The following is a 19,525-nucleotide window of genomic DNA, read 5'->3' on the forward strand; positions in this document are numbered from 1 at the left end:
GTCATGACCAGCCTACTCATGGGATGGCCTGTGTGACAGGGGGATGCGCCAGCGGGCTGGCCAGCAGAGCAGCAGCCAGGCCAGGGCCAGTGGCCAGGGGTAGAGCTCCTGGTGAGGCCGGGAGAGGGTCTGGGGCCGGGCGAGGGGCTCCAGGGTGTCGATGGCCTGGTTGATGGCGGCGAGATCGCCCCGGTTGCGGGCGCGAAAATAGCGGCCTCCTCCCAGTGTCGCCAGCTGCTGCAACAGGGCTTCATCCAGTTCGGCACTGGGATCGGCATCCCCTGCGGGCGCGGCGAAGGTGTCGGGGTCGGCGCCCACCCCCAGGGTATAGAGACGGAAGCCTGCTTTGGCGGCGAGCCGGGCCTCGGTCAGGGGATCCGCATTGCCCGAGGTATTGCGCCCGTCCGTCACCAGCAGCAGGGCGGTGGGGCGGGTGGGGTCGGCGTGCTGGCGTGCCAGCAGGATGGCTTCCCCCAGGGCCGTGGTGCGCCCCACCAGATCGAAATCGAGCTCCCTGGCCAGGGTGAGCAGGGCCCCGGTCTCCTGGGTGAGGGGGGAGAGCAGATAGGCGTGATCGGCAAAGACGACGAGGGCGATGCGATCCCCCGGGCGGGAGGCGACAAGGTTGCTTATCTGCTGGCGCACCGCGGCAAGCCTGTCCGTTTGCTCTCCGTCATCCAGCATGTCCTGGGTGCGCATGCTGTCGGAGAGATCCACCGCCAGGATGAGGTCCCGGCTGCTCTGGTAGTGAATGATCGGGGGCTCCTGCCACTGGGGGCGGCACAGGGCCAGTACCAGGGCGCACCAGCAGAGCATCATACGCCACAAGGGCTGCCCCGTCTGGGGCTGGAGCAGGGGAAAACCTCCATGAACGAGCCGGTTTCCTCCCTTGCGCCCCTTCATGGGAGGCAGGCCGAAGCGCACCAGCAGCGGCAAGGCGAGGGCGAGGGAAAACCAGGGCCAGGCGAGGATCATCGCGTACCCTCCGGGGGAGGTGCCCCTCGCTTGCTTGCCGGGAATCGCGGCGCGCTGACGCAGCGTCGCCCCCAGGCGAGATAGGCGAGGCGCAATCTTTTGCGCTGCGCCTCATCGGGCACGCTGCCCCCATAGAGCCAGAGTGGCCACTGGGCGGCAAACTGGGAAAAATCGCTCCCCCCCTTGCTGTCCAGCCAGGCGAGCCAGGCCTCCCCTTGCAGGGGGGCCGCCTCGGGCCAGCGGGCCATGGCCGCTTCTCGCAGGGCATCCTGCAGCCTGGGGACGAGATCGTCGGCCTGCCAGTTTAGCCGGTGCGCCCAGCGGCGCTGGCGCCACAGGGTGAGGGCCGTCATGGCGATCAGGCAAGCGGCGATCGCCGCGATCAGCAGCCCACCGAGGGCCATCAGGCGAGGATCCTGTGCAGGCTCGAGAGCGGGGCCTTGGTGGATGTCGCGCAGCTCGGCACGGATGGCTTGCAAGGCCTCACTGGACGAGGGCTGGTGATATGCATCCGGTGCGGGCACGCCCTGCTTCCCCCTCAAAACAGACGGCATCCGCCCTCCTGCCACTGGCGTTGCAGGGTGGCGCCGTTGTCGAGGCGATAGAGGCGCGTCACCAGGGGCAGTAACTGCTGGCGACAGGCCTCGGCCTGTTCGTCGGCCGCCCTCTGATAGCGGGCGCGAAAGCGGGGATCTTCTCCCGCGAGCCAACCGCTGTGTCTGCCTGCCTGCACTGCCAGCTGCCCCTGCTCGGGCAGGGCGGCTTCCAGGGGATCGCGGATCTGCCAGTAGTGGATATCGTGGCGCAGGCGAAGACGTTGCAACTGCTGGCAGAGGGCCTGGTCCGGTGCCTGGTGGTGGCTTATCAGGGTCAATCTGGCCCCGTGGGGCAGGGTGAGTCGCGCCAGGGTCTGGGCCAGCGTCCAGGGCGGGGGGGCGCGATCCAGCCCTGCCTCGTAATGGCGACAGAGCGCTTCCAGCAGAGGCATGAGAGAGCCGCGCTGGTGCTCTGTGTGGGGGGCTGCGCCCTGGCAGATCAAGGTATTGGCCTGTTTCTCCCCCTGCCAGAGCAGGGCGGCGGCCAGCTCGCAGCCAAGGCGGGCCTTGAGCTGGGCGCGGGAGCCAAAGTACATGGCGGGTGAGAGATCCAGCAGCAACCAGTGGGCCTGATCCTGTTCTTCCCCGTAGAGGCGGGTGTGGGGGCGACCGAGGCGGGCGGTGACCCGCCAGTCGATGTGACGCACCTCGTCACCGGCCTGATAGAGACGAAGCTCCCTGAAATGGAGGCCGGGCTGGCGCCCGATACGCCCCTGGGCCGCCTGATGAATGCGAGCACGCTCGCCCTGGCGCGTCCAGAGGCGCACCGCCAGCAGCCGCTGGAGGGTGAGGGCGATGTCGGGGTGATCCCGGGGCTCGGCGACGGGGGTCATGGCGATAGGGCTGCCTGCGGGGGCCGGCTCAGGGGCATGGAATGGCATCCAGCAGCAGGGTGATGAGCGCCTCGCTATCGGGGTTGTCCGCCAGCGCCTGATAACTCGGGATGAGGCGGTGGCGCAGCACGGCTGGCGCCAGCTGTTGGATGTCTTCGGGCAGCACGAAGTCGCGCCCGGCGAGCCAGGCCCGGGCCCGTGCGGCTCTTGCGAGGCCGATGCTGGCTCTGGGGCTGGCTCCCACCGCGACCAGGGGGTCTAGCTCGGGGCACAGGCCGCTGCCGGGGCGGGTGGCGCACACCAGTTGCACCAGATAGTGCTCGAGGCGCCCCTGCATCTGTACCCCTTGAACGGCGGTGCGGGCTTCCAGCAAGTCGGACTGGCTCAGGGTGACTGGCGGCGTCGGCAGGGCGTCGCCACGGGCGTTGAGTTGAAGGATGGCCAGCTCCATGGCGGGGCTGGGGTAATCCACCAGCAGCTTGAGCAAGAAGCGATCGAGCTGGGCCTCCGGCAGGGGATAGGTCCCTTCCTGCTCGATGGGGTTCTGGGTAGCGGCGACCATGAAGAGGGAGGGCAGGCGCCAGCTCTTCTTGCCCACGGTGATCTGGTGCTCGGCCATGGCCTCCAGCAGGGCGGATTGCACCTTGGCCGGCGCCCTGTTGATCTCGTCCGCCAGCACCAGGTGATTGAACAGGGGGCCGGGTTGAAACACGAAGCTCGCATCCTGGGGATGGAAAACCTCGCTGCCGGTGAGATCGGCAGGGAGCAGATCCGGGGTGAACTGGATACGGGCAAAGCGCCCCTCCACGGCGCCGGCCAGCGCCTTGACCGCCCGGGTCTTGGCAAGACCGGGGGCCCCCTCGATCAGCACATGTCCTTCACATAACAGGGCGATCAGCAGCCCCTCGATGAGGGGGCCCTGTCCCAGGATCTGGCTGCCCAGATAGTCTCCAAGTGCTCTGAACTCGGCCGCTGCCATGAGATAAACCCGTTGTTTTTATGGAAGTTGATCTTTTTATACCCCAGTTGGCTCACAAGGGCGAGGGAGGGTGGCAAGATGGGGACAATTTAGTTTCAATCAGCCGTATGAAAGTTGTGATTGGATTGTTAAGATGTGGCGCAATGAGGTCAGACCTCTGCCTTTTTAACCCAAGGAGCCAGGATGAAACAGCCATTGAAACTGACGACTCGCCAGGGCGAACGGATAGCCGTCGTGGCGGGTCTGCGCACCCCCTTTGCCAAGCAGGCCACCGCTTTTCACGGCGTGCCTGCGGTGGATCTGGGCAAACTGGTGGTGAGCGAGATGCTCGCCCGCACCGATCTCGACCCCAAGCTCATCGACCAGCTGGTGTTCGGCCAGGTGGTGCAGATGCCGGAAGCGCCAAACATCGCCCGGGAGATCGTGCTTGGCACTGGCATGAGCGTCAGCACCGATGCCTATAGCGTGTCGCGCGCCTGCGCCACCAGTTTCCAGGCGGTGGCCAATGTCACCGAATCCATCATGGCCGGCACGGTGGACATCGCCATCGCCGGCGGTGCCGACTCCTCTTCCGTGCTGCCCATCGGGGTCAGCAAGTCTCTGGCCCGCGCCCTGGTGGATCTCAACAAGGCGCGCAACCTCCAGCAGCGTTTCAATATTCTGCGCCGTCTGCGCCTGAAGGACCTGCTGCCGGTGCCCCCGGCCGTGGCCGAGTACTCCACCGGTCTCTCCATGGGGCAGACCGCCGAGCAGATGGCCAAGACCCACCAGATCAGCCGCGAGGCGCAAGATGCGCTGGCCCACCGCTCCCACACCCTGGCGGCCGAAGCCTGGGCGCAGGGTAAATTGAGTGGCGAGGTGTTCACCGCCCACGTGCCCCCCTACAAGTCGCCGCTGGAGCGGGACAACAACATCCGCGAAGGCTCGGATCTGGCGAGCTACGCCAAGCTCAAGCCGGTGTTTGACCGGGCTCACGGCTCGGTGACCGCCGCCAACGCCACTCCGCTCACCGACGGCGCCGCCGCCGTGCTGATGATGCGTGAAGGGCGTGCCCGCGAGCTCGGTCTGGAGCCGCTGGGCTACATTCGCAGCTTCGCGTTCTCCGCCATCGACGTGTGGCAGGACATGCTGATGGGCCCCTCCTACGCCACGCCGCTGGCGCTGGACCGCGCGGGCATCACCTTGGCTGATCTCACCCTCATCGACATGCACGAAGCCTTCGCTGCCCAGACCCTGGCGAACCTCAAGATGTTTGCCAGTGCCGAATTTGCCCGTGACAAGCTGGGCCGGGATCAGGCCATCGGCGAGGTGGACATGGACAAATTCAACGTGCTCGGCGGCTCTTTGGCCTACGGCCACCCCTTTGCCGCCACCGGGGCGCGCATGATCACCCAGACCCTGCACGAACTGCGGCGCCGGGGCGGGGGACTGGGGCTCAACACCGCCTGTGCGGCGGGTGGGCTGGGTGTGGCCATGGTGCTGGAGGTGGAATGATGAACGAGAAGACTTTTTCCCTGGAAATTCGCAAAGACGGCATCGGCATCCTCACCATGGATGTGCCCGGTGAGAGCATGAACACCCTGAAGGCCTCCTTTGCGGACGAGATCCGCCACCTGCTGGCCGAGGTGCGGGGGAACGGGGATCTGATCGGCCTGGTGATCGTCTCCGGCAAGAAGGACTCCTTCATCGCGGGGGCCGACATCGCCATGCTGGCAGCCTGCACCAGCGCCCAGGACGCCGAATCGCTCTCCCGGGCCGGGCAGGATGTGTTCGCCGAGATCGAATCCCTGGGCATACCGGTGATCGCCGCCATCCACGGCCCCTGCCTCGGCGGCGGGCTGGAGCTGGCGCTCGCCTGCCATGGCCGGGTGGTGACCGATCACGCTAAAACCGTGCTGGGGCTGCCGGAAGTGCAGCTCGGCTTGCTGCCGGGCTCCGGCGGCACCCAGCGTCTGCCGCGCCTCATCGGGGTGGCCAAGGCGCTGGATCTGATGCTGACCGGCAAGCAGGTGCGGGCCAAGCAGGCCAAGAAACTCGGGCTGGTGGATGACATGGTGCCCACCTCCATTTTGCTGGAAGCCGCCATCAAGCTCGCCAAGAAGGGCAAGCCGCGCCACCGCCTGAAGCGGGATCTGCAGGGCAAGGTGCTGGAGACCAACGCGCTCGGGCGCAAGGTGCTGTTCGATCAGGCCCGCAAGGGGGTGAAGGCGAAGACCCGGGGCAACTACCCGGCGCCGGAGCGCATCATCGAGGTGGTGCGCATCGGCGTGGAGGAGGGGATGCAGGCCGGCCTGCTGGCCGAGGCCCGCCACTTCGGCGAGCTGGTGATGACGCCGGAATCCGCCGCCCTGCGCTCTATTTTCTTCGCCACCACAGAGATGAAGAAAGAGGTGAGCTATCAGGGGGCCGAGCCCCGCAAGGTGGCCCATGCGGCCGTGCTGGGGGGCGGCCTGATGGGGGGCGGCATCGCCTTCGTCACCGCCACCAAGGCGAGGGTGCCGGTGCGGATCAAGGATGTGGCGAGCGCCGGCATCGGCAACGCCATGCGCTACAGCTACGACATCCTCGCGAGGAAGCTCAAGCGTCGCCAACTGCTGCGCAGCGAACTGGAGAAACAGATGAGCCTGCTCACCGGCACCCTGGACTACTCCGGCTTCCACCGGGTCGACATGGTGGTGGAGGCGGTGTTCGAGGATATCGATCTCAAGCACCGGATGGTGCAGGACGTGGAGCGCGAGTGCGCTGAGCACACGGTGTTTGCCTCCAACACCTCCTCCCTGCCCATCCACCAGATCGCCTCGGCGGCGACGCATCCGGAGCGGGTGGTGGGGCTGCACTACTTCAGCCCGGTGGACAAGATGCCGCTCGCCGAGATCATTCCCCACGCGGGTACCAGCGCCGAGACGGTGGCCACCACCCTGGCGTTCGCCCGGGCCCAGGGCAAGACCCCCATCGTCGTGAAGGACGAGGCGGGTTTCTACGTCAACCGCATCCTGGCCCCCTACATGAACGAGGCGGCCCGCCTGGTGCTGGAAGGGGAGCCGGTGGAGGTGCTGGACGGCGCCCTGCTCGACTTCGGCTTCCCGGTGGGCCCCATCACCCTGCTGGACGAGGTGGGGATCGACGTGGGGGCCAAGATCTCCCCCATCCTCGAAAAGGAGCTGGGTGGTGAGCAGTTCCAGGCCCCCAAGGCGTTTGACAAGCTGCTGGAAGACGATCGCAAGGGGCGCAAGAACGGCAAGGGCTTCTACCTCTATGGCAAGGCGGCGCCGCGCAACCGGCTCACCGGCAAGGAGGGCAAGAAGACGGTGGACGCGAGCGTCTACGACGTGCTCGGCGTCAAGCCCCAGGCCAGGCTGGCCAGGCAGGAGATCGCCGAGCGCTGCGTGCTGCTGATGCTCAACGAGGCGGCCATGGCGCTCGACAGCGGCGTGGTGGCCTCGGCCCGGGACGGCGACATCGGCGCCATCTTCGGCATCGGCTTCCCGCCGTTCCTGGGCGGCCCCTTCCGCTACATGGACAGCCTCGGCATCGACTATCTGGTGGGGCGCCTCGAGCACCATCAGAAGCGCTTTGGCGACCGCTTTGCCCCCTGTGCGCGGCTCAAGGCGATGGCGGCGGAGCAGCAGCGCTTCTATGGCTGAGGCGTCTGCGTGACAAACAGGCGGGGCGGCCCTGGGTCGCCCCGCCTTTTTTGTCCAAGCCAGGGGCCTCGGGGAGCGGAAAACGGGGTGACAAGGGGCTAAATTATTGATCTGGCGCAAACTGGTGCCCCATTTATTACTTTGGTGGCATAGGACTCAGGCGCGGGTTGAGGTCAAATAGCCTTATCAGGAGCGGGGACTACCCCGTCGCGAAAGGGACACCCATTTCACTGGATGAAGGACACACTATGAGTCTGCTCGAACAAACCATCTGGAACATATTGGGATACGGGGCCATGCCCTTTATCTTTCTGAGTGGCTTCGTGGCCGTGGCAGTCACCTGCTGCCTGCTGCTCAATGCCTTCGGGGTCAAGTCCGCCGAGAAGTGAGTCACTCTCGTTCATGCCGCCAAATGCCAGTCCTCGGACTGGCATTTGTTTTTTGTGTCTCCTGAAGCACTTATCCCGACCCTGATAGGGTAAAGGGAGCGCAAGACGGTCGAACCCGGCGGCCATTTTGATTACACTGACGCCCGGCATGTCCGCCCCTTTCTCTTTTATCAGGTGTTCACGACTTCTATGGCGCTCAAGGCAACCATCTTCAAGGCCCAGATCAGCTTGTCTGACATGGATCGCAATCTCTATCAGGACTTCTCCCTCACCCTGGCCCGTCACCCCTCCGAGACCGACGAGCGCATGATGATCCGCCTCGCGGCCTTCGCCTGGCATGCCGCCGAGCGGCTGGAGTTCACCAAGGGGCTCTCTGCCGACGACGAACCCGAGCTCTGGCGCAAGAACTACTCCGACGAGATTGAACTCTGGATTGAGCTGGGCCAGCCGGACGAGAAGCGCCTCAAGAAGGCGTGCAACCGTTCCCGCCAGGTAGTGCTCTACCTTTACGGCGGCCGTGGCACCAGCGTCTGGTGGAAGCAGAACCAGGGCAAGCTCGGTCTGCACGACAACCTGAGCGTCATCGAGCTCTCCGACAGCCAGACCCTGCCGCTGGCGGCCATGGTGGAGCGCACCATGCAGCTCACCTGCACCATCTCCGACGGCCAGCTCTGGGTCAGCAACGGCAGCCAGGAGGTCACCCTGGATCCCGTGGTGCTGATGGGACGTCCGGCCCGCGAACTCTGATCGGGAGCCCCCATGTTCAGCGCCCTGCTCAATATCGTCATCCCGGTGTTTGCGGTGGCGGGCCTCGGCGCCCTCTATGGGCGGCTGCGACCGGGTGGCGACCTGGGTTACATCAACCGGGCCAATATCGAGCTCTTTACCCCGGCGCTGGTCTTCTCGGCCCTGGTGAAATACCCGCTGGATCTGGCGGCGCACCTGCCGCTTGTCGCGGCTGGCGCCCTGGTGATTTTGCTCCCTGGCCTGCTGCTCGCCCTGCTCAGGCTCAAGGAGATAGCGCGGGCGGCCCTGATCCTGCCCGCCATGTTTCGCAACACGGGCAACCTCGGCATTCCGCTGATGGTGCTCGCCTTTGGCGAGCAGCAGCTCGGCGCCATCGTCATCCTGTTCGTGCTCTCCAACCTGCTCCACTTCACGGTGGGCATGTTTATCCTCTCGGCCAGTAGCTCCCGCTGGGGCTGGCTGAGAAGCCCCGTGCTCTGTGCCGCCTTCGCCGGCCTGCTGGTGGCCAACCTGCATATCCCGCTGCCGGAATACCTGGTGACCAGCGCCGCCCTGCTCGGTCAGATAGCGGTGCCCCTGATGCTGTTTGCCTTGGGGGTGAGGCTGATGGAGGGGGATCTGAGCCATCTGGGGCTGGCCCTCAAGTGCAACCTGCTCTATCTGCTGGCGGGGGGCCTCTCCCTTGGGCTCGCCGTCTGGCTGCTGCCCCTGGAGCCTGCCTGGATCCCGCTGCTGACACTCTCGGTGGCACTGCCCCCGGCGGTATTGAATTACATCCTGTGCGAGCAGTACCAGTGCCAGCCCGACAAGGTGGCCAGCATAGTGCTGGGCGGCAACGCGCTCTCGATAGTGGTGATCCCGCTGGCGGTCTGGTTGGCGCTGCATCTGGGGAGTTGACCCGGTCTTATTTTCACCTGCAAGGACGCCTGATGGCGTCCTTTTTATCGCCATCGTGCATGTCCGATGTTGCTTTGCTCATCGAGCACAGCCGAGCTTGCTCGCTTATCTGGCAAGGTCTTGAAACAGGTTCTGGTTAGCCGGATAAGGCAGAAAGTGGAAGGGGGAGGAAAGGGAATAAAACCGGGCGGCCAAGGCCGCCCTGTTTATTGATGGGTGGCCGGCTGAACCTGGCCATCCTTGCGCAGCTGGGTATAGAGGCCAACTCCAGCCAGCAGGCCGGCGAGGGCCAGCAGTGTCCAGATGGCGGTGGTGGGGCGGGTGCCCGCGTCCCCCAGCATAAAACCGATAAGCAGGTTGCCAAAGAGTGCCATGCAGCCGCCGGCGCTGGCATAGAAGCCGTAGTAGCTGGCGAGCTGGTCAGGGGGAGCGTAGCGGGGCAGCTGGGCGGCAAAGAGCGGGAAGCAGAGGATGGAGCCCAGGGAAAGCAGGGCCACCTGCGTCAACACGCCTGCCGTCGGCCAGGGGGAGAGCAGGGGCAGGGCGAGATAGCTCAGCCCCATCAGCCCTATGCCGAGCCCCATGGCGAGCGGCACCCCCAGACGGCGCTCCACCAGGCGCGATGCCGGCAGCTGGAGCAGGACGCCGATCACCGCCGAGAGGGTGAAGACGCCGCCGAGCAGCCGGGTGGCGTCCGGCAGGCTCTGGATATGGGCGGGCAGGGCCAGATAGAGCTGGTGGAACAGGATCTGGTAGCTGCCCGCGAGCAGGGTGAACCCCATGAAGGGGCGCTGGCGCAGGATGTCCCCCCACTGGCGCAAGATGGCGCCGCGCGGTCTCTGGTTGGCCACCGGGCGTTTGGGCAGCACCCGATACTGCAGCACCCCGAGCAGGGCGAAGAGGCTCGCCGCCAAGAGCCCTGTCAGGGCATAGCTCTGCTGGGTCAGGGTGAGGCCGACCAGGGGGCCGAGCAGCATGCCCGCCTGGCTGGCGAGATTGTGCAGGGCGAAGGCGCGCTGGCGCTGGCTCGGATTGTGGCATTCGCTCGCCAGATAGGCCTGGGCGCAGGGGGTGAACAGGGCCCCGGCAAAGCCAGTCAGGGTCGCCGCCAGCAGCAGTATGGGCAGGGACTCGGCCCAGCCCAGCAGCAGGAAGCCGACCGATCGCACCAGGCAACCCCAGACGATGGCGGGGTGATAGCCGATGCGATCCCCAAGCGTCCCCCCTAGCAGGAACAGCCCCTGCTGGCTGAAGACCCGCATCCCCATGACCAGGCCACAGGCCCAGCCGGCCAGGCCCAGGCCGCTGCCCATGTGCTGGGCGAGGAAGGGCATCATCATGTAGAAGCCGAGGTTGAAGGCGAGCCCATTGGTGATGAGCAGGCGGGCGGCCGGGCTCATACCCTGCCAGTCCCGCCAGTAGGAGGCGCCGTTCATGGTCGCCTCCCGCCACCGTGTCGGTAGGAGGTCGCCGGGGTGGCGCAGCACTGTGTCATGACGTCTTTCGCAGGGTTCTGAGGAAGGGGATGCCGCGCTGATCGTGGCTTATCTCCACCGGCACCTGGTAGAGGCGCTCGATGAGGGCCGCGTCGAGCACCCGGGCGGGGGGGCCGAAGGCTTGGAGCTCCCCCCCTGCCAGCACGATCAGCTGATCGGCAAACTGGGCGGCCAGGTTGAGATCGTGCAGCACCACCAGGGTGATCCACTGCTGATCCCGGGTCTGCTGGCACAGGTGCTCCATCAGCTGCATCTGGTGGTGCAGGTCCAGGGCGCTGACCGGCTCGTCCAGCATCATGATGCGGGGATCGCGCAGCAGCACCTGGGCGAAGAGCACCATCTGCCGCTGGCCGCCGCTCAGGGAGTAGAGGGGGCGATCCGCCAGATGGGCGATGCCGAGCGCCTGCAGGGCGCGGCCGGCCGCCAGTATGTCCTCGTCCGCGAGGCGCATGGAGAGGCTGTCGAGGCGCCCGAGCACCACCACCTCGATGACGCTGAGATCCAGCTCCAGCTGGATGTTCTGGGGCATGTAGCCAAACTGCTGGCGCCACCTGGCCTGCGTCATCTGGCGGGCACTCTGGTCCCCGAGGCGGATGTCGCCACTGTCCGGGGTCAGCTCGCCGAAGAGGGTGCGCATCAAGGAGGTCTTGCCGGTCCCGTTCGGGCCGATGATCACATGGACCTGACCCGGATGCAGAGTGAGGCTGAGATCCCGCAGCAGGGTCTGCTGGCCGAGGGAGAGGGAGAGTCGGGATATTTCAAGCACGTTTACGCCCCCTGCCGAGGATCAACCAGATGAAGAAGGGCACGCCAATGAGCGCGGTGACGATGCCGATGGGGAAGAGGGCTCCCGGAATGATGGACTTGGAGAGCACCGAGGCCGCCGAGAGCATGCAGGCCCCGCACAGGGCGGAGAGGGGGATCAAAAAGCGCTGATCTTCCCCCACCAGCATGCGGGCGATATGGGGGGCCACCAGGCCGACGAAGCCGACGAAGCTGGTGGCGGTGGCGGTGAGCAGGGCGACCAGCACCAGGGTCTTCATGCGCAGCCTGTCGACGTTGACTCCGAGGCTGCGGGCACGGGCTTCCCCGAGGCGCAGGCTGGTGAGGGCCCAGGCATCCCGGTAGATGAGCAGGGTGCAGATCAGGGTGACGACGGCGGTGATGATCAGGGAGTCCCAAGTGGTGCGCATCAGGCTGCCAAACAGCCAGAACAGGATCTGCTGGTTGAGCTCGGGGGAGGAGAGGAACTGCAGCAGGGAGAGCAGGGACTGGAACAGGAACAGCAGGGCGATGCCCGCCAGGATCAGGGTCTGGCTGCTGACATGGCGCATCATGGCCAGCCCAAACAGCAGGCAGGCGGCAAACATGCACACAATGAAGGCGCCGGCCGGGATGGCCACTAGGGGGGAGAGCCCGAGGCCGCCGGTGTAGAGGGCGAGCGCCGCGCCCAGGCCCGCCGCCGCCGCGAGCCCCAGGGTGTAGGGACTGGCGAGGGGGTTGTCCAGCAGGGTCTGCATCTGCACGCCGCCAAGGCCGAGGGAGGCGCCGACCACCAGGGCCATGAGGGCGATAGGCAAGCGCATGTCGTGGACGATGGTGCGGGTCATGGGATCGGCCTGGGCGGGGGAAACCAGGGCATCGATCACGTCGTGCAGGGCCAACAGGGAGGGGCCGGTGGCGATGTCGAGCACCAGGGTAATGCACAGGACCAGGGTGAGCAGCAGGAGCCAGTGCCAGCGACGGCGCTCCCGTTGCCGCTGCCGGGCGAGGGTCTGCTGCAGGGCAGCCAAATCATTCATGATGTCAATCCTGAAACGGGCGCCGCAAGAGGCGCCCACACAATCCAAGAGGGTTGCTGAAGAGGGCGTGGCCGAGGTGGGCCGCACCCGAATTGCCGGGGTTAGCTTGCGTCATCCTGCTTGATGCCCAGCATGAAGGTGCCCTGGGGACGGATGGGCAGGTAGTGCTGGTAGAACGCCTGATAGGTGGCCAGGGGAGCGAGATCCTGGAAAAGGTCCGGATAGAGGGCCTTAGCCATGAACTCGATGAGGGCGGCATCCATGATGCTGCGGGTGGCGCCGTGATAGACCGCGTAGAGGCGACCCTCCTTCACCGCAGGCAGCTCGCTCCAGCCCGGACGGGCAGCAAAGCCTTGCAGACGCTGGCGCACGGTCTCTGCCGACACATCCTGGCCCACCTGCATGGCGACGGCACTGCTCACGCTCTCGTAGCCCGCCATCAGGATCACCTCGGGCTTGCTCGCCAGCAGTTGTTCCGGGTGGATGGGGCCCCAGCGATCGACGAAGGGGGCGGCCACGTTGTCGCCACCGGCCAGCAGGGCCATGGCGCCCCACATGTCCTTGCCATAGGTGTAGCTGTACTCGGCCGGACCCTTGTCACCCAGCTCGATGTAGACCCGGGGCGGCGTGCGCTTCGCGGCGGCGATGCGGGAGGTGATGGTGTCAATCTTGGCCTTGTACTCGTCGGCCATCTTCCGGGCGCGGGCCTCCTGGCCGGTCAGCTTGCCAAGCAGCAGGGTGCTCGCCATGTGCTGTGTCAGGGTCTGGGCGTTGTAGTCGATGACCACCACCGGGATCCCCGCCTGCTCAAGGCGTGGCAGGTCGGCGGCCAGGGCCTCATATTGCCACTTCGCCAGGATCACCAGGTCGGGCTTGACCGCCAGGGTCTTCTCGATGGAGAAGCTCTGATCCTGTACGTTGCCAAGGTCGGGGACCTTGGCCAGTTGTGGCTGGCTGGCCACGTAGAGAGACCAGATGGCGGGACGGGACTTCATGAACCAGCCCAGGGACATGCCCACCAGGCGTTCGGCCCCGCCTTCACCGGCCACCGCCAGGTAATCTTCGGGATAGAAACCGAGCACGATGCGGCTTGCCGGAAGGCTGAGGGAGACCTTGCGGCCCATCACATCTTCCACTTCAACGGGGGGGGCGGCCTGCGCCATCCAGCTCACCAGGACGAGCTGGCCGAGCAGCAGCAACTTTGCCAGGGGGTGACGAAACATCTTGTAGCACCTCGAGAATAGAGACGGTCAAAAAAGAAAGTGAGAACTATTGCCATTCGCGAGCGCAAAAGCAACAAACGTTTGTGTCATCCCCTCTCTTGTTATTTCTGTCATTACTGAAACCGGTTCCACAAGAGCACCAGGAGAGAGTCTCATCCCGCGGTTTTCTGCCTTCTCGGGCCACGAAGGGGGTGGCGCCCGGTATGGCACCCATGGATTTGCCCATGATTCGGAGTCTGTGAGTGGCGCTGTTCACGAAATGGTACCGGGCAGAGGCCGCCGTAGTGTTCCCCCCGTCTGCCCCGGAGCCGATGTCGCTCCCTGACGGAGGCAGCCAGCAGGGGCTGGGGGGCGACAACTTCCTGCGCAGCGATGGCAGACACTGCCCATTCGGGTATTGCCCGTCACCTTGGCGCAACATTTTGTTGTCATTGTTAGCCAGCTCGCAGCAGCCCCGGCGTCGACGGGGCAGAGTGGGCGCGCAGTTTCGGCCGGGGGCTGACATGCCTCCCGCTGATGGCTGCATCCAAGGTGCTGCGGCCCGCCTTGTGCGGGGCGCCAATAACATGATCTGCAAATAAAAAAGGAAACTGACCATGTCAGGAAGACACTCTCTGGTGGCGCTGGCCGTCGGGCTGGCGCTCGCTGGACAGGCACAGGCACAACTGCTCATCACCGAATACCTGGAAGGGTCCGGCAACAACAAGGCGGTGGAGCTGAGCAACCTCGGCAGCGACGCCGTCGATCTCTCACAATACCGGCTGGCCCTCTACGCCAACGGCAAACCCATCAGCGAATCCCCCACCAACAGCCTGGCGCTGCAAGGCACCCTGGCCCCGGGCGCCAGTCTGGTGCTGGCCAACCCCTCCGCAAATGCCGAGATCCTGGCCAAGGCCAATCAGACCAGCGGCAACCTGGTGTTCAACGGCGACGATGCCCTGGTGCTCTATCGCGGCAGCGAGATAATCGACAGCTTCGGCCAGGTAGGGGTGGATCCGGGCACGTCCTGGGTCTCCGGCAACGTTTCGACCCTGGACATGACCCTGCGCCGCAAGGCCACCGTCACCATGGGCCGCACTGATGCGACGTCGCCTTTTGATCCGGCGCAGGAATACGTGGCCGCCCCGAAAGATGACGCCAGTGGCCTGGGTTGCAGTGGCGATGGTCCCTGCGATGGCACCCAGCCGCCCGCCTTCGTCTGCCCGGTGGATCAGTTGGTGCCGGTGCCCGCCATTCAGGGCCCCGGCACCAGCAGCCCCCTGGTGCCAGCCGGCAAGTTCGAATCGGAACAGGCTTACGCCACCCGCGGCGTGGTGACCCAGGTAGTGAGCGGCCTCTACAAGGGCTTCTTCATTCAGGACGAGCAGGGGGACGGGAATGCGGCTACCTCCGACGGCCTCTTCGTCTACACCACCAAGGCCAACGCTGCCGTCGTGCCGGGGGCCGAGGTGTGTGTGTCTGGCAAGGTGAAGGAGTATTTCAACCAGACCCAGATCAACGCAGACGAGCTGGTGGTGACCCGGCCGCAAGGGGCCATCCCGGCTGCGGTGGATCTGCTGCCGGTGGCGGGCGAGAGCCTGAGCCAGCTGCTGGAGCGTCACGAGGGGATGCAGGTACGGCTGGTGCCCGGTTCCAGCCTGGTGGTGACCCGCAACTTCAGCTTCGATTACGACGGCAAGCGCAACAACCTGGTGCTCTCTTATGGCGCGCCGCTCATCAAGTCGACCCAGAAATTTGCCGCCATGAGCCAGGAGGCGAGCGACTGGGCCCTTCGCAACCAGCAGAACCAGCTGGTGGTGGAGACCGACGCCAAGGCGCCGGACGGTGTGCTGCCCTGGTTCCCCGGCTTCAACGCCGAGGACGGTTACCTGCGCATCGGCGACAAGCTCAACGGGCTGGAGGGGGCGCTTGGTTACTCCTACAACCTGTTCAGGCTGGTGGCCAGCAATCGCATCGACGCGAGCCAGATAGATCACAGTGGCTGGGATCGGGTGGAAACCCCCGAGCTCGCCGAGGCGGGGGATCTGCGGGTCGCGAGCTTCAACGTGCTCAACTTCTTCACCACGGTCGTGGGCGGGGATGCCAACCCCACCGGCAGCAACCGGGGCGCCCTGACGGTGGCGGAGTTCGAGTTGCAGCGCACCAAGATAGTCAGCGCCATCACCCGCCTCAATGCCGACGTGGTGGGGCTGATGGAGATCGAGAACAACGGCTATGGCGACAACTCCGCCATCGCCAATCTGGTTACGGCCCTCAACGCCGCCCAGCCGGACGAGGCGGATCACTACCGCTGGATTGCCTCGCCGGATGGCAAGCCCATTGGCACCGACGCCATCACGGTGGGGCTCATCTACCGACCCGCCAAAGTGACCCCGGAGGGGGCCGCCAGCCTTATCGCGCTGCCGGTGCAGCAGGCCGAGGCGGTGGACGCCAGCGGCAAACCGGTGACCATCAATCAGGGGATGCGCGAGTCGCTGGTGCAGCGTTTCAGCTCGCCCAAGGGGGATGCGCCCCTGACCCTGGTGGTCAACCACCTCAAGTCCAAGGGCTCCGCCTGCTTCGAGGATTACCCCGACTACGCCAGCGCCGATCCGCTGGATGGCCAGGGCCACTGCAACGCGCTGCGGGTCTCCGCCGCCAAGGTGCTGGGGGAGCACCTCAAGGATCTGGCCGGGGATCTGCTGCTTATCGGCGACATGAACGCCTATGGCATGGAGGATCCCATCCGGGTGCTGACCGACTATGATCCGGCCGCCCAGGCGCGCCAGATCATGAGCGCCTCCTTCACCACTCTGGCGGGTCAGCCCTTCGAGGAGAGCGGCAGCGCCCTTGGCAAGGGGTATGGTCTGGTGAACCTCAATACCCGCTTCCATGGCACCGACACCTACTCCTACAGCTACGAAGGGGAGCTCGGCAACCTGGATCACGCCCTGGCAAACCCGAGCCTCGCGGCCAAGGTGATCGGCATCGAGGATTGGCACATCAACTCCGCCGAGAGCAACTTCTTCGAGTACGGCACTAAGTACAGCGGTCAGCTGGCGAAATCCGAAGGGCCCTTCAGCGCCTCGGATCACGATCCGGTGCTGGTGGCCATCCAGTATCCGCAGCCACCCGCCGGGGTATTGAGTCTCGAGAGCGCCGCTGCGAACGTGGAGGAGGGGAATACCTTGTCCCTGAGTGTCAGTCGCAGCGATGGCAGCCACGGGGAGGCGAGCGTCAGCTATCGCATCGTCTACGGCAGCGGGGACACAAGCGACGTGGCGCCCCTCACCGGCACCCTGCACTGGGCCGCCGGGCAGAGCGAGCCCCAGACCATCAGCATTCCGGTGAAGAGCGACACCCTGCACGAGGGGGACGAGACCTTTACCCTGGAGCTGTTTGACCCGAGCGGCGCGGCCCTGGGGGATCAGCACCAGACCCTGGTGACCATCAAGGACAAGCTGGCGCCGTCCACCATCTCGCTGGCGCGCGCCAGCATGACGGTGAACGAGGGGCAGTGGTTTGCCGAGATCCCCCTGGTGCGCAGCGGCGATCTGAGCAAGCCGGCCCGGGCCCGGGTGGCCCTTGACGGAGTCACGGCGCGCTGGGGGCTGGATTTCCTGCCCTGGTTCAGCCAGACCGTGAGCTGGGCTGCGGGCGAGGGGGGCAGCAAGTCGGTCAAGGTGCTGATCATCGATGACTGGTTTGTGGAGCCCACCGAGCAGTTCAGGGTGAGCCTCGATCGGGTGGAAGGGGGCCAGCCCGGCGCCCTGCAGCAGACCCGGGTCGACATCCAGGACAACGACAAGTCCTGGTGGCCCTTCGGTCGCCACTGAGGATGACGTCTCAATATAAAAAGGGGCCTGCGGGCCCCTTTCTTAGTTGGGAAGACTTTTGTTGGGAAGACTTGTTGCAGACAGGTTGGGTTGCGAAGATGAAAAAGGCCCACCGTCATGGCGGGCCTTCCTCATGGCAGGGCGCTCCTAACGGAGTATCAACCCTGCGCGTTGCTCAGTACCAGCTTGCCATCCTTGACCGGAATGGTGGGGCCGGGTTGCTTCTCCATGCGTACCACCCCCTCCTGGCCGGCGAGGCGGTAGGTGACGTCATAGCCGATGGTGCGGGTGCTGCTCTCCTGCACCGTCTTGCAGCGCTGCTCCGTGGTGGTGTAGGTATCACCGGCCTGCATGTTGCCCTGCACCTGATTCCCGGCATAACCCCCTGCCACGGCACCGGCGGCGGTGGCCACCTTCTTGCCGCTGCCACCGCCAAACTGGTGGCCGACCACGCCGCCCAGGGCCGCGCCAACCACGGTACCCAGGATCTTGTGCTCGTCCTGCACCGGCTTGCGGTGGGTCAGGGTGACGTTGCGGCACTCCTGACGTGGCGTCTTGATGGTCTCGGTCACCGGCTTGCTGGCCAGCACCTCGGCAAACTGGGGCTCTGATGAAAACAGGGATCCGCTGGCGACCGCCGACAATGCCAGCGCAGAGGCAACACCGATCCCGACACCTGCCAACATGGATTTGTTCATCACTCTTCTCCTTGTACTCATACCCGTTGAGGGCTTGGGATCATTCTTGGCATTTTGCGCCGCAGGCTCAAGGCAAGGGCCACGGGATCGCGACAGGGGCTGACTGCGCAAAAAGTGACCGCACAAAAATAGCGTCGGCGATTGGCGACAGGGGGAGCAGGGCCGAGGGCCCCTAAGACGTTTCGCTAATACCTGGGATCTGGCCCCCTTGATACCCTTTCATCCGGTTCCAGCCGGCATCCTGGCCCCGCATCAGGGCACAATGCCGGTTGTGGTGAACCGCGAGTGCCACCCCGTTTTGTGTCCCTGTGAGGAAGGATCCGATGACAGAGCAGAACATGTACGACGCCGGCCTTGGCAAGACGCCCGCCAATTTCGAGGCGCTGACCCCCTTGAGCTTTCTGGGGCGGGCCGCCCGGGTCTATCCCGACTATCCGGCGCTGATCCACGGCCCCTTGCGCCAGAGCTGGGCCCAGACCGAACGCCGTTGCCGCCAGCTCACCTCGGCCCTGCGCCGTCGCGGCATTGGCGAGGGGGACACCGTCTCCATCGTCGCCCCCAATGTGCCGGCCATGTTCGAGGCGCACTTCGGGGTACCCATGAGCGGCGCTGTGCTCAACACCATCAACACCCGGCTCGATGCGGACGCAATGGCCTTCATCTTCCAGCACGCCCAGAGCAAGGTGGTGCTGGTGGACCGGGAGTTCGGCGCAGTGGTGCGAAAGGCGCTCTCTCTCATTGACAGCCAGTCCCTGGTGATCGCCATCGACGATCCCCTCTACCGGGAAGGGGAGCTGATCGGCGAGCTCGACTACGAGGGGTTCATCGCCCTGGGGGACGGGGACGAACCCGGCTGGCTGCCGGCGGACGAGTGGCAGGCCATCTTAAATGCGAAAGGGGACTCCCTCCGACGTAGGTGGGAGGGGAATTTCGCCGGGGCGTCAGCCCCGCTGGTTTTGAATGTATTGCTTGATCACCTCCAACGGTGCTCCGCCGCAAGAGCCCGCAAAGTAAGAGCGTGACCAGAGTACGGGTTTGCTGTAAGCACCTCTCAAGTCCAGAAATTCATTACGCAGTCGCCTTGATGTGACCGCCTTTAACGAGTTCACCAGTACCGATAGCTGCACCGTTGGCGCGTACTCTATCAGCATGTGAACATGATCAGCCTCTCCGTCACACTCTTTCAGTTCCGCACCAAAACCTCTGCAAACCTCTGCCGCACACTGACCGAATGAAGCGTGATGCAGATCCCCCAGTATCGGCTTTCGATACTTGGTAATAAACACCAAATGTACGTGCAAAACGTAGGCCGCATGGCGTGATTTATTAATTTTAGTGAATTGCATTCTGTCACTCAATCGGGCATTAATAGATATGGCAATAATGCTGCACACTGAGCGCTAAATGCAAATTCTGAAAGCCTACAAATTC

16 protein-coding genes and 1 pseudogene are annotated in these 19,525 nt (G+C 65.1%); 7 read left to right on the forward strand and 10 right to left on the reverse strand.

Annotated features, from left to right (window positions below; translation table 11 throughout):
- Positions 1-12: 12 nt before the first annotated feature.
- Genes C3418_RS13640 through C3418_RS13655 form a run of 4 tightly spaced genes read right to left on the reverse strand, consistent with a single transcriptional unit; the run spans position 13 to position 3,383 of the window.
- Positions 13-975: a VWA domain-containing protein gene (locus C3418_RS13640; RefSeq protein ID WP_103858715.1), complete on the reverse strand. Its 963-nt coding sequence runs from the start codon at positions 973-975 to the stop codon at positions 13-15.
- Entirely contained in the window at positions 972-1,529 is a 558-nt protein-coding gene (locus C3418_RS13645) for a DUF4381 family protein (protein ID WP_223918213.1), read from the reverse strand. Before C3418_RS13645 ends, C3418_RS13640 begins: the two co-directional genes overlap by 4 nt.
- Positions 1,514-2,404, reverse strand: coding sequence for a DUF58 domain-containing protein (locus tag C3418_RS13650; protein ID WP_069784733.1), 891 nt, complete (start codon positions 2,402-2,404; stop codon positions 1,514-1,516). The genes C3418_RS13645 and C3418_RS13650 overlap by 16 nt, the downstream gene beginning before the upstream one ends.
- Before the next feature lie 28 nt (positions 2,405-2,432).
- Positions 2,433-3,383, reverse strand: a complete 951-nt coding sequence (locus C3418_RS13655) for a MoxR family ATPase (protein ID WP_103858716.1) — start codon at positions 3,381-3,383, stop codon at positions 2,433-2,435.
- A gap of 183 nt (positions 3,384-3,566) precedes the next feature.
- Here C3418_RS13655 and fadI point away from each other — a divergent pair, with 183 nt between their 5' ends.
- From fadI to C3418_RS13680, 5 genes are all read left to right on the forward strand, one after another.
- Positions 3,567-4,877 carry an acetyl-CoA C-acyltransferase FadI gene (gene fadI / locus C3418_RS13660; RefSeq protein ID WP_103858717.1) on the forward strand — a complete coding sequence of 437 codons (1,311 nt, stop codon included), beginning with the start codon at positions 3,567-3,569 and terminating at the stop codon, positions 4,875-4,877.
- Complete coding sequence (gene fadJ, locus C3418_RS13665) at positions 4,877-7,027, forward strand: fatty acid oxidation complex subunit alpha FadJ (RefSeq protein WP_052815039.1); 2,151 nt, start codon at positions 4,877-4,879, stop codon at positions 7,025-7,027. The genes fadI and fadJ overlap by 1 nt, the downstream gene beginning before the upstream one ends.
- Before the next feature lie 248 nt (positions 7,028-7,275).
- Complete coding sequence (locus C3418_RS13670; protein ID WP_005325161.1) at positions 7,276-7,416, forward strand: TIGR02808 family protein; 141 nt, start codon at positions 7,276-7,278, stop codon at positions 7,414-7,416.
- A 189-nt stretch (positions 7,417-7,605) separates the two neighbouring features.
- Positions 7,606-8,163 carry a YaeQ family protein gene (locus tag C3418_RS13675; RefSeq protein WP_052815038.1) on the forward strand — a complete coding sequence of 186 codons (558 nt, stop codon included), beginning with the start codon at positions 7,606-7,608 and terminating at the stop codon, positions 8,161-8,163.
- A 12-nt stretch (positions 8,164-8,175) separates the two neighbouring features.
- A complete protein-coding gene (locus tag C3418_RS13680; protein WP_052815037.1) occupies positions 8,176-9,060 on the forward strand; it encodes an AEC family transporter in 885 nt (294 codons plus the stop codon).
- Between the two features lie 206 nt (positions 9,061-9,266).
- Here the strand turns inward: C3418_RS13680 and C3418_RS13685 are convergent, their stop codons facing one another.
- The 4 genes from C3418_RS13685 to C3418_RS13700 form a co-directional block, all read right to left on the reverse strand.
- Positions 9,267-10,496, reverse strand: coding sequence for an MFS transporter (locus C3418_RS13685; RefSeq protein ID WP_052815036.1), 1,230 nt, complete (start codon positions 10,494-10,496; stop codon positions 9,267-9,269).
- 55 nt (positions 10,497-10,551) lie between these two features.
- Positions 10,552-11,322 (reverse strand): ABC transporter ATP-binding protein, encoded by a 771-nt coding sequence (locus C3418_RS13690; RefSeq protein WP_052815035.1) that lies wholly within the window; start codon positions 11,320-11,322, stop codon positions 10,552-10,554.
- Positions 11,315-12,358 (reverse strand): iron ABC transporter permease, encoded by a 1,044-nt coding sequence (locus C3418_RS13695; protein WP_052815034.1) that lies wholly within the window; start codon positions 12,356-12,358, stop codon positions 11,315-11,317. The genes C3418_RS13690 and C3418_RS13695 overlap by 8 nt, the downstream gene beginning before the upstream one ends.
- A gap of 101 nt (positions 12,359-12,459) precedes the next feature.
- Complete coding sequence (locus C3418_RS13700) at positions 12,460-13,581, reverse strand: ABC transporter substrate-binding protein (RefSeq protein ID WP_052815033.1); 1,122 nt, start codon at positions 13,579-13,581, stop codon at positions 12,460-12,462.
- A gap of 596 nt (positions 13,582-14,177) precedes the next feature.
- On the opposite strand from C3418_RS13700, the gene C3418_RS13705 reads away from it, so the two are divergent.
- Positions 14,178-17,396, forward strand: coding sequence for an ExeM/NucH family extracellular endonuclease (locus tag C3418_RS13705; protein WP_052815032.1), 3,219 nt, complete (start codon positions 14,178-14,180; stop codon positions 17,394-17,396).
- A gap of 158 nt (positions 17,397-17,554) precedes the next feature.
- On the opposite strand, the gene C3418_RS13710 is transcribed toward C3418_RS13705, so the two are convergent.
- The gene (locus C3418_RS13710; RefSeq protein ID WP_010674678.1) at positions 17,555-18,094 is read right to left on the reverse strand and encodes a glycine zipper 2TM domain-containing protein; all 540 of its coding nucleotides are present in this window, start codon (positions 18,092-18,094) and stop codon (positions 17,555-17,557) included.
- Positions 18,095-18,417: 323 nt separating this feature from the next.
- Here C3418_RS13710 and C3418_RS13715 point away from each other — a divergent pair.
- Positions 18,418-18,978 (forward strand): annotated as a pseudogene (locus C3418_RS13715) (AMP-binding protein); the annotation flags it as partial.
- A 57-nt stretch (positions 18,979-19,035) separates the two neighbouring features.
- Here the strand turns inward: C3418_RS13715 and tnpA are convergent.
- The gene (gene tnpA / locus C3418_RS13720) at positions 19,036-19,440 is read right to left on the reverse strand and encodes an IS200/IS605-like element ISAs26 family transposase (RefSeq protein WP_102948427.1); all 405 of its coding nucleotides are present in this window, start codon (positions 19,438-19,440) and stop codon (positions 19,036-19,038) included.
- Positions 19,441-19,525 lie beyond the last annotated feature (85 nt).

This window comes from Aeromonas sp. ASNIH8 (assembly GCF_002919855.1).
In the GTDB taxonomy this organism is placed as follows: Bacteria; Pseudomonadota; Gammaproteobacteria; order Enterobacterales; family Aeromonadaceae; genus Aeromonas; species Aeromonas caviae.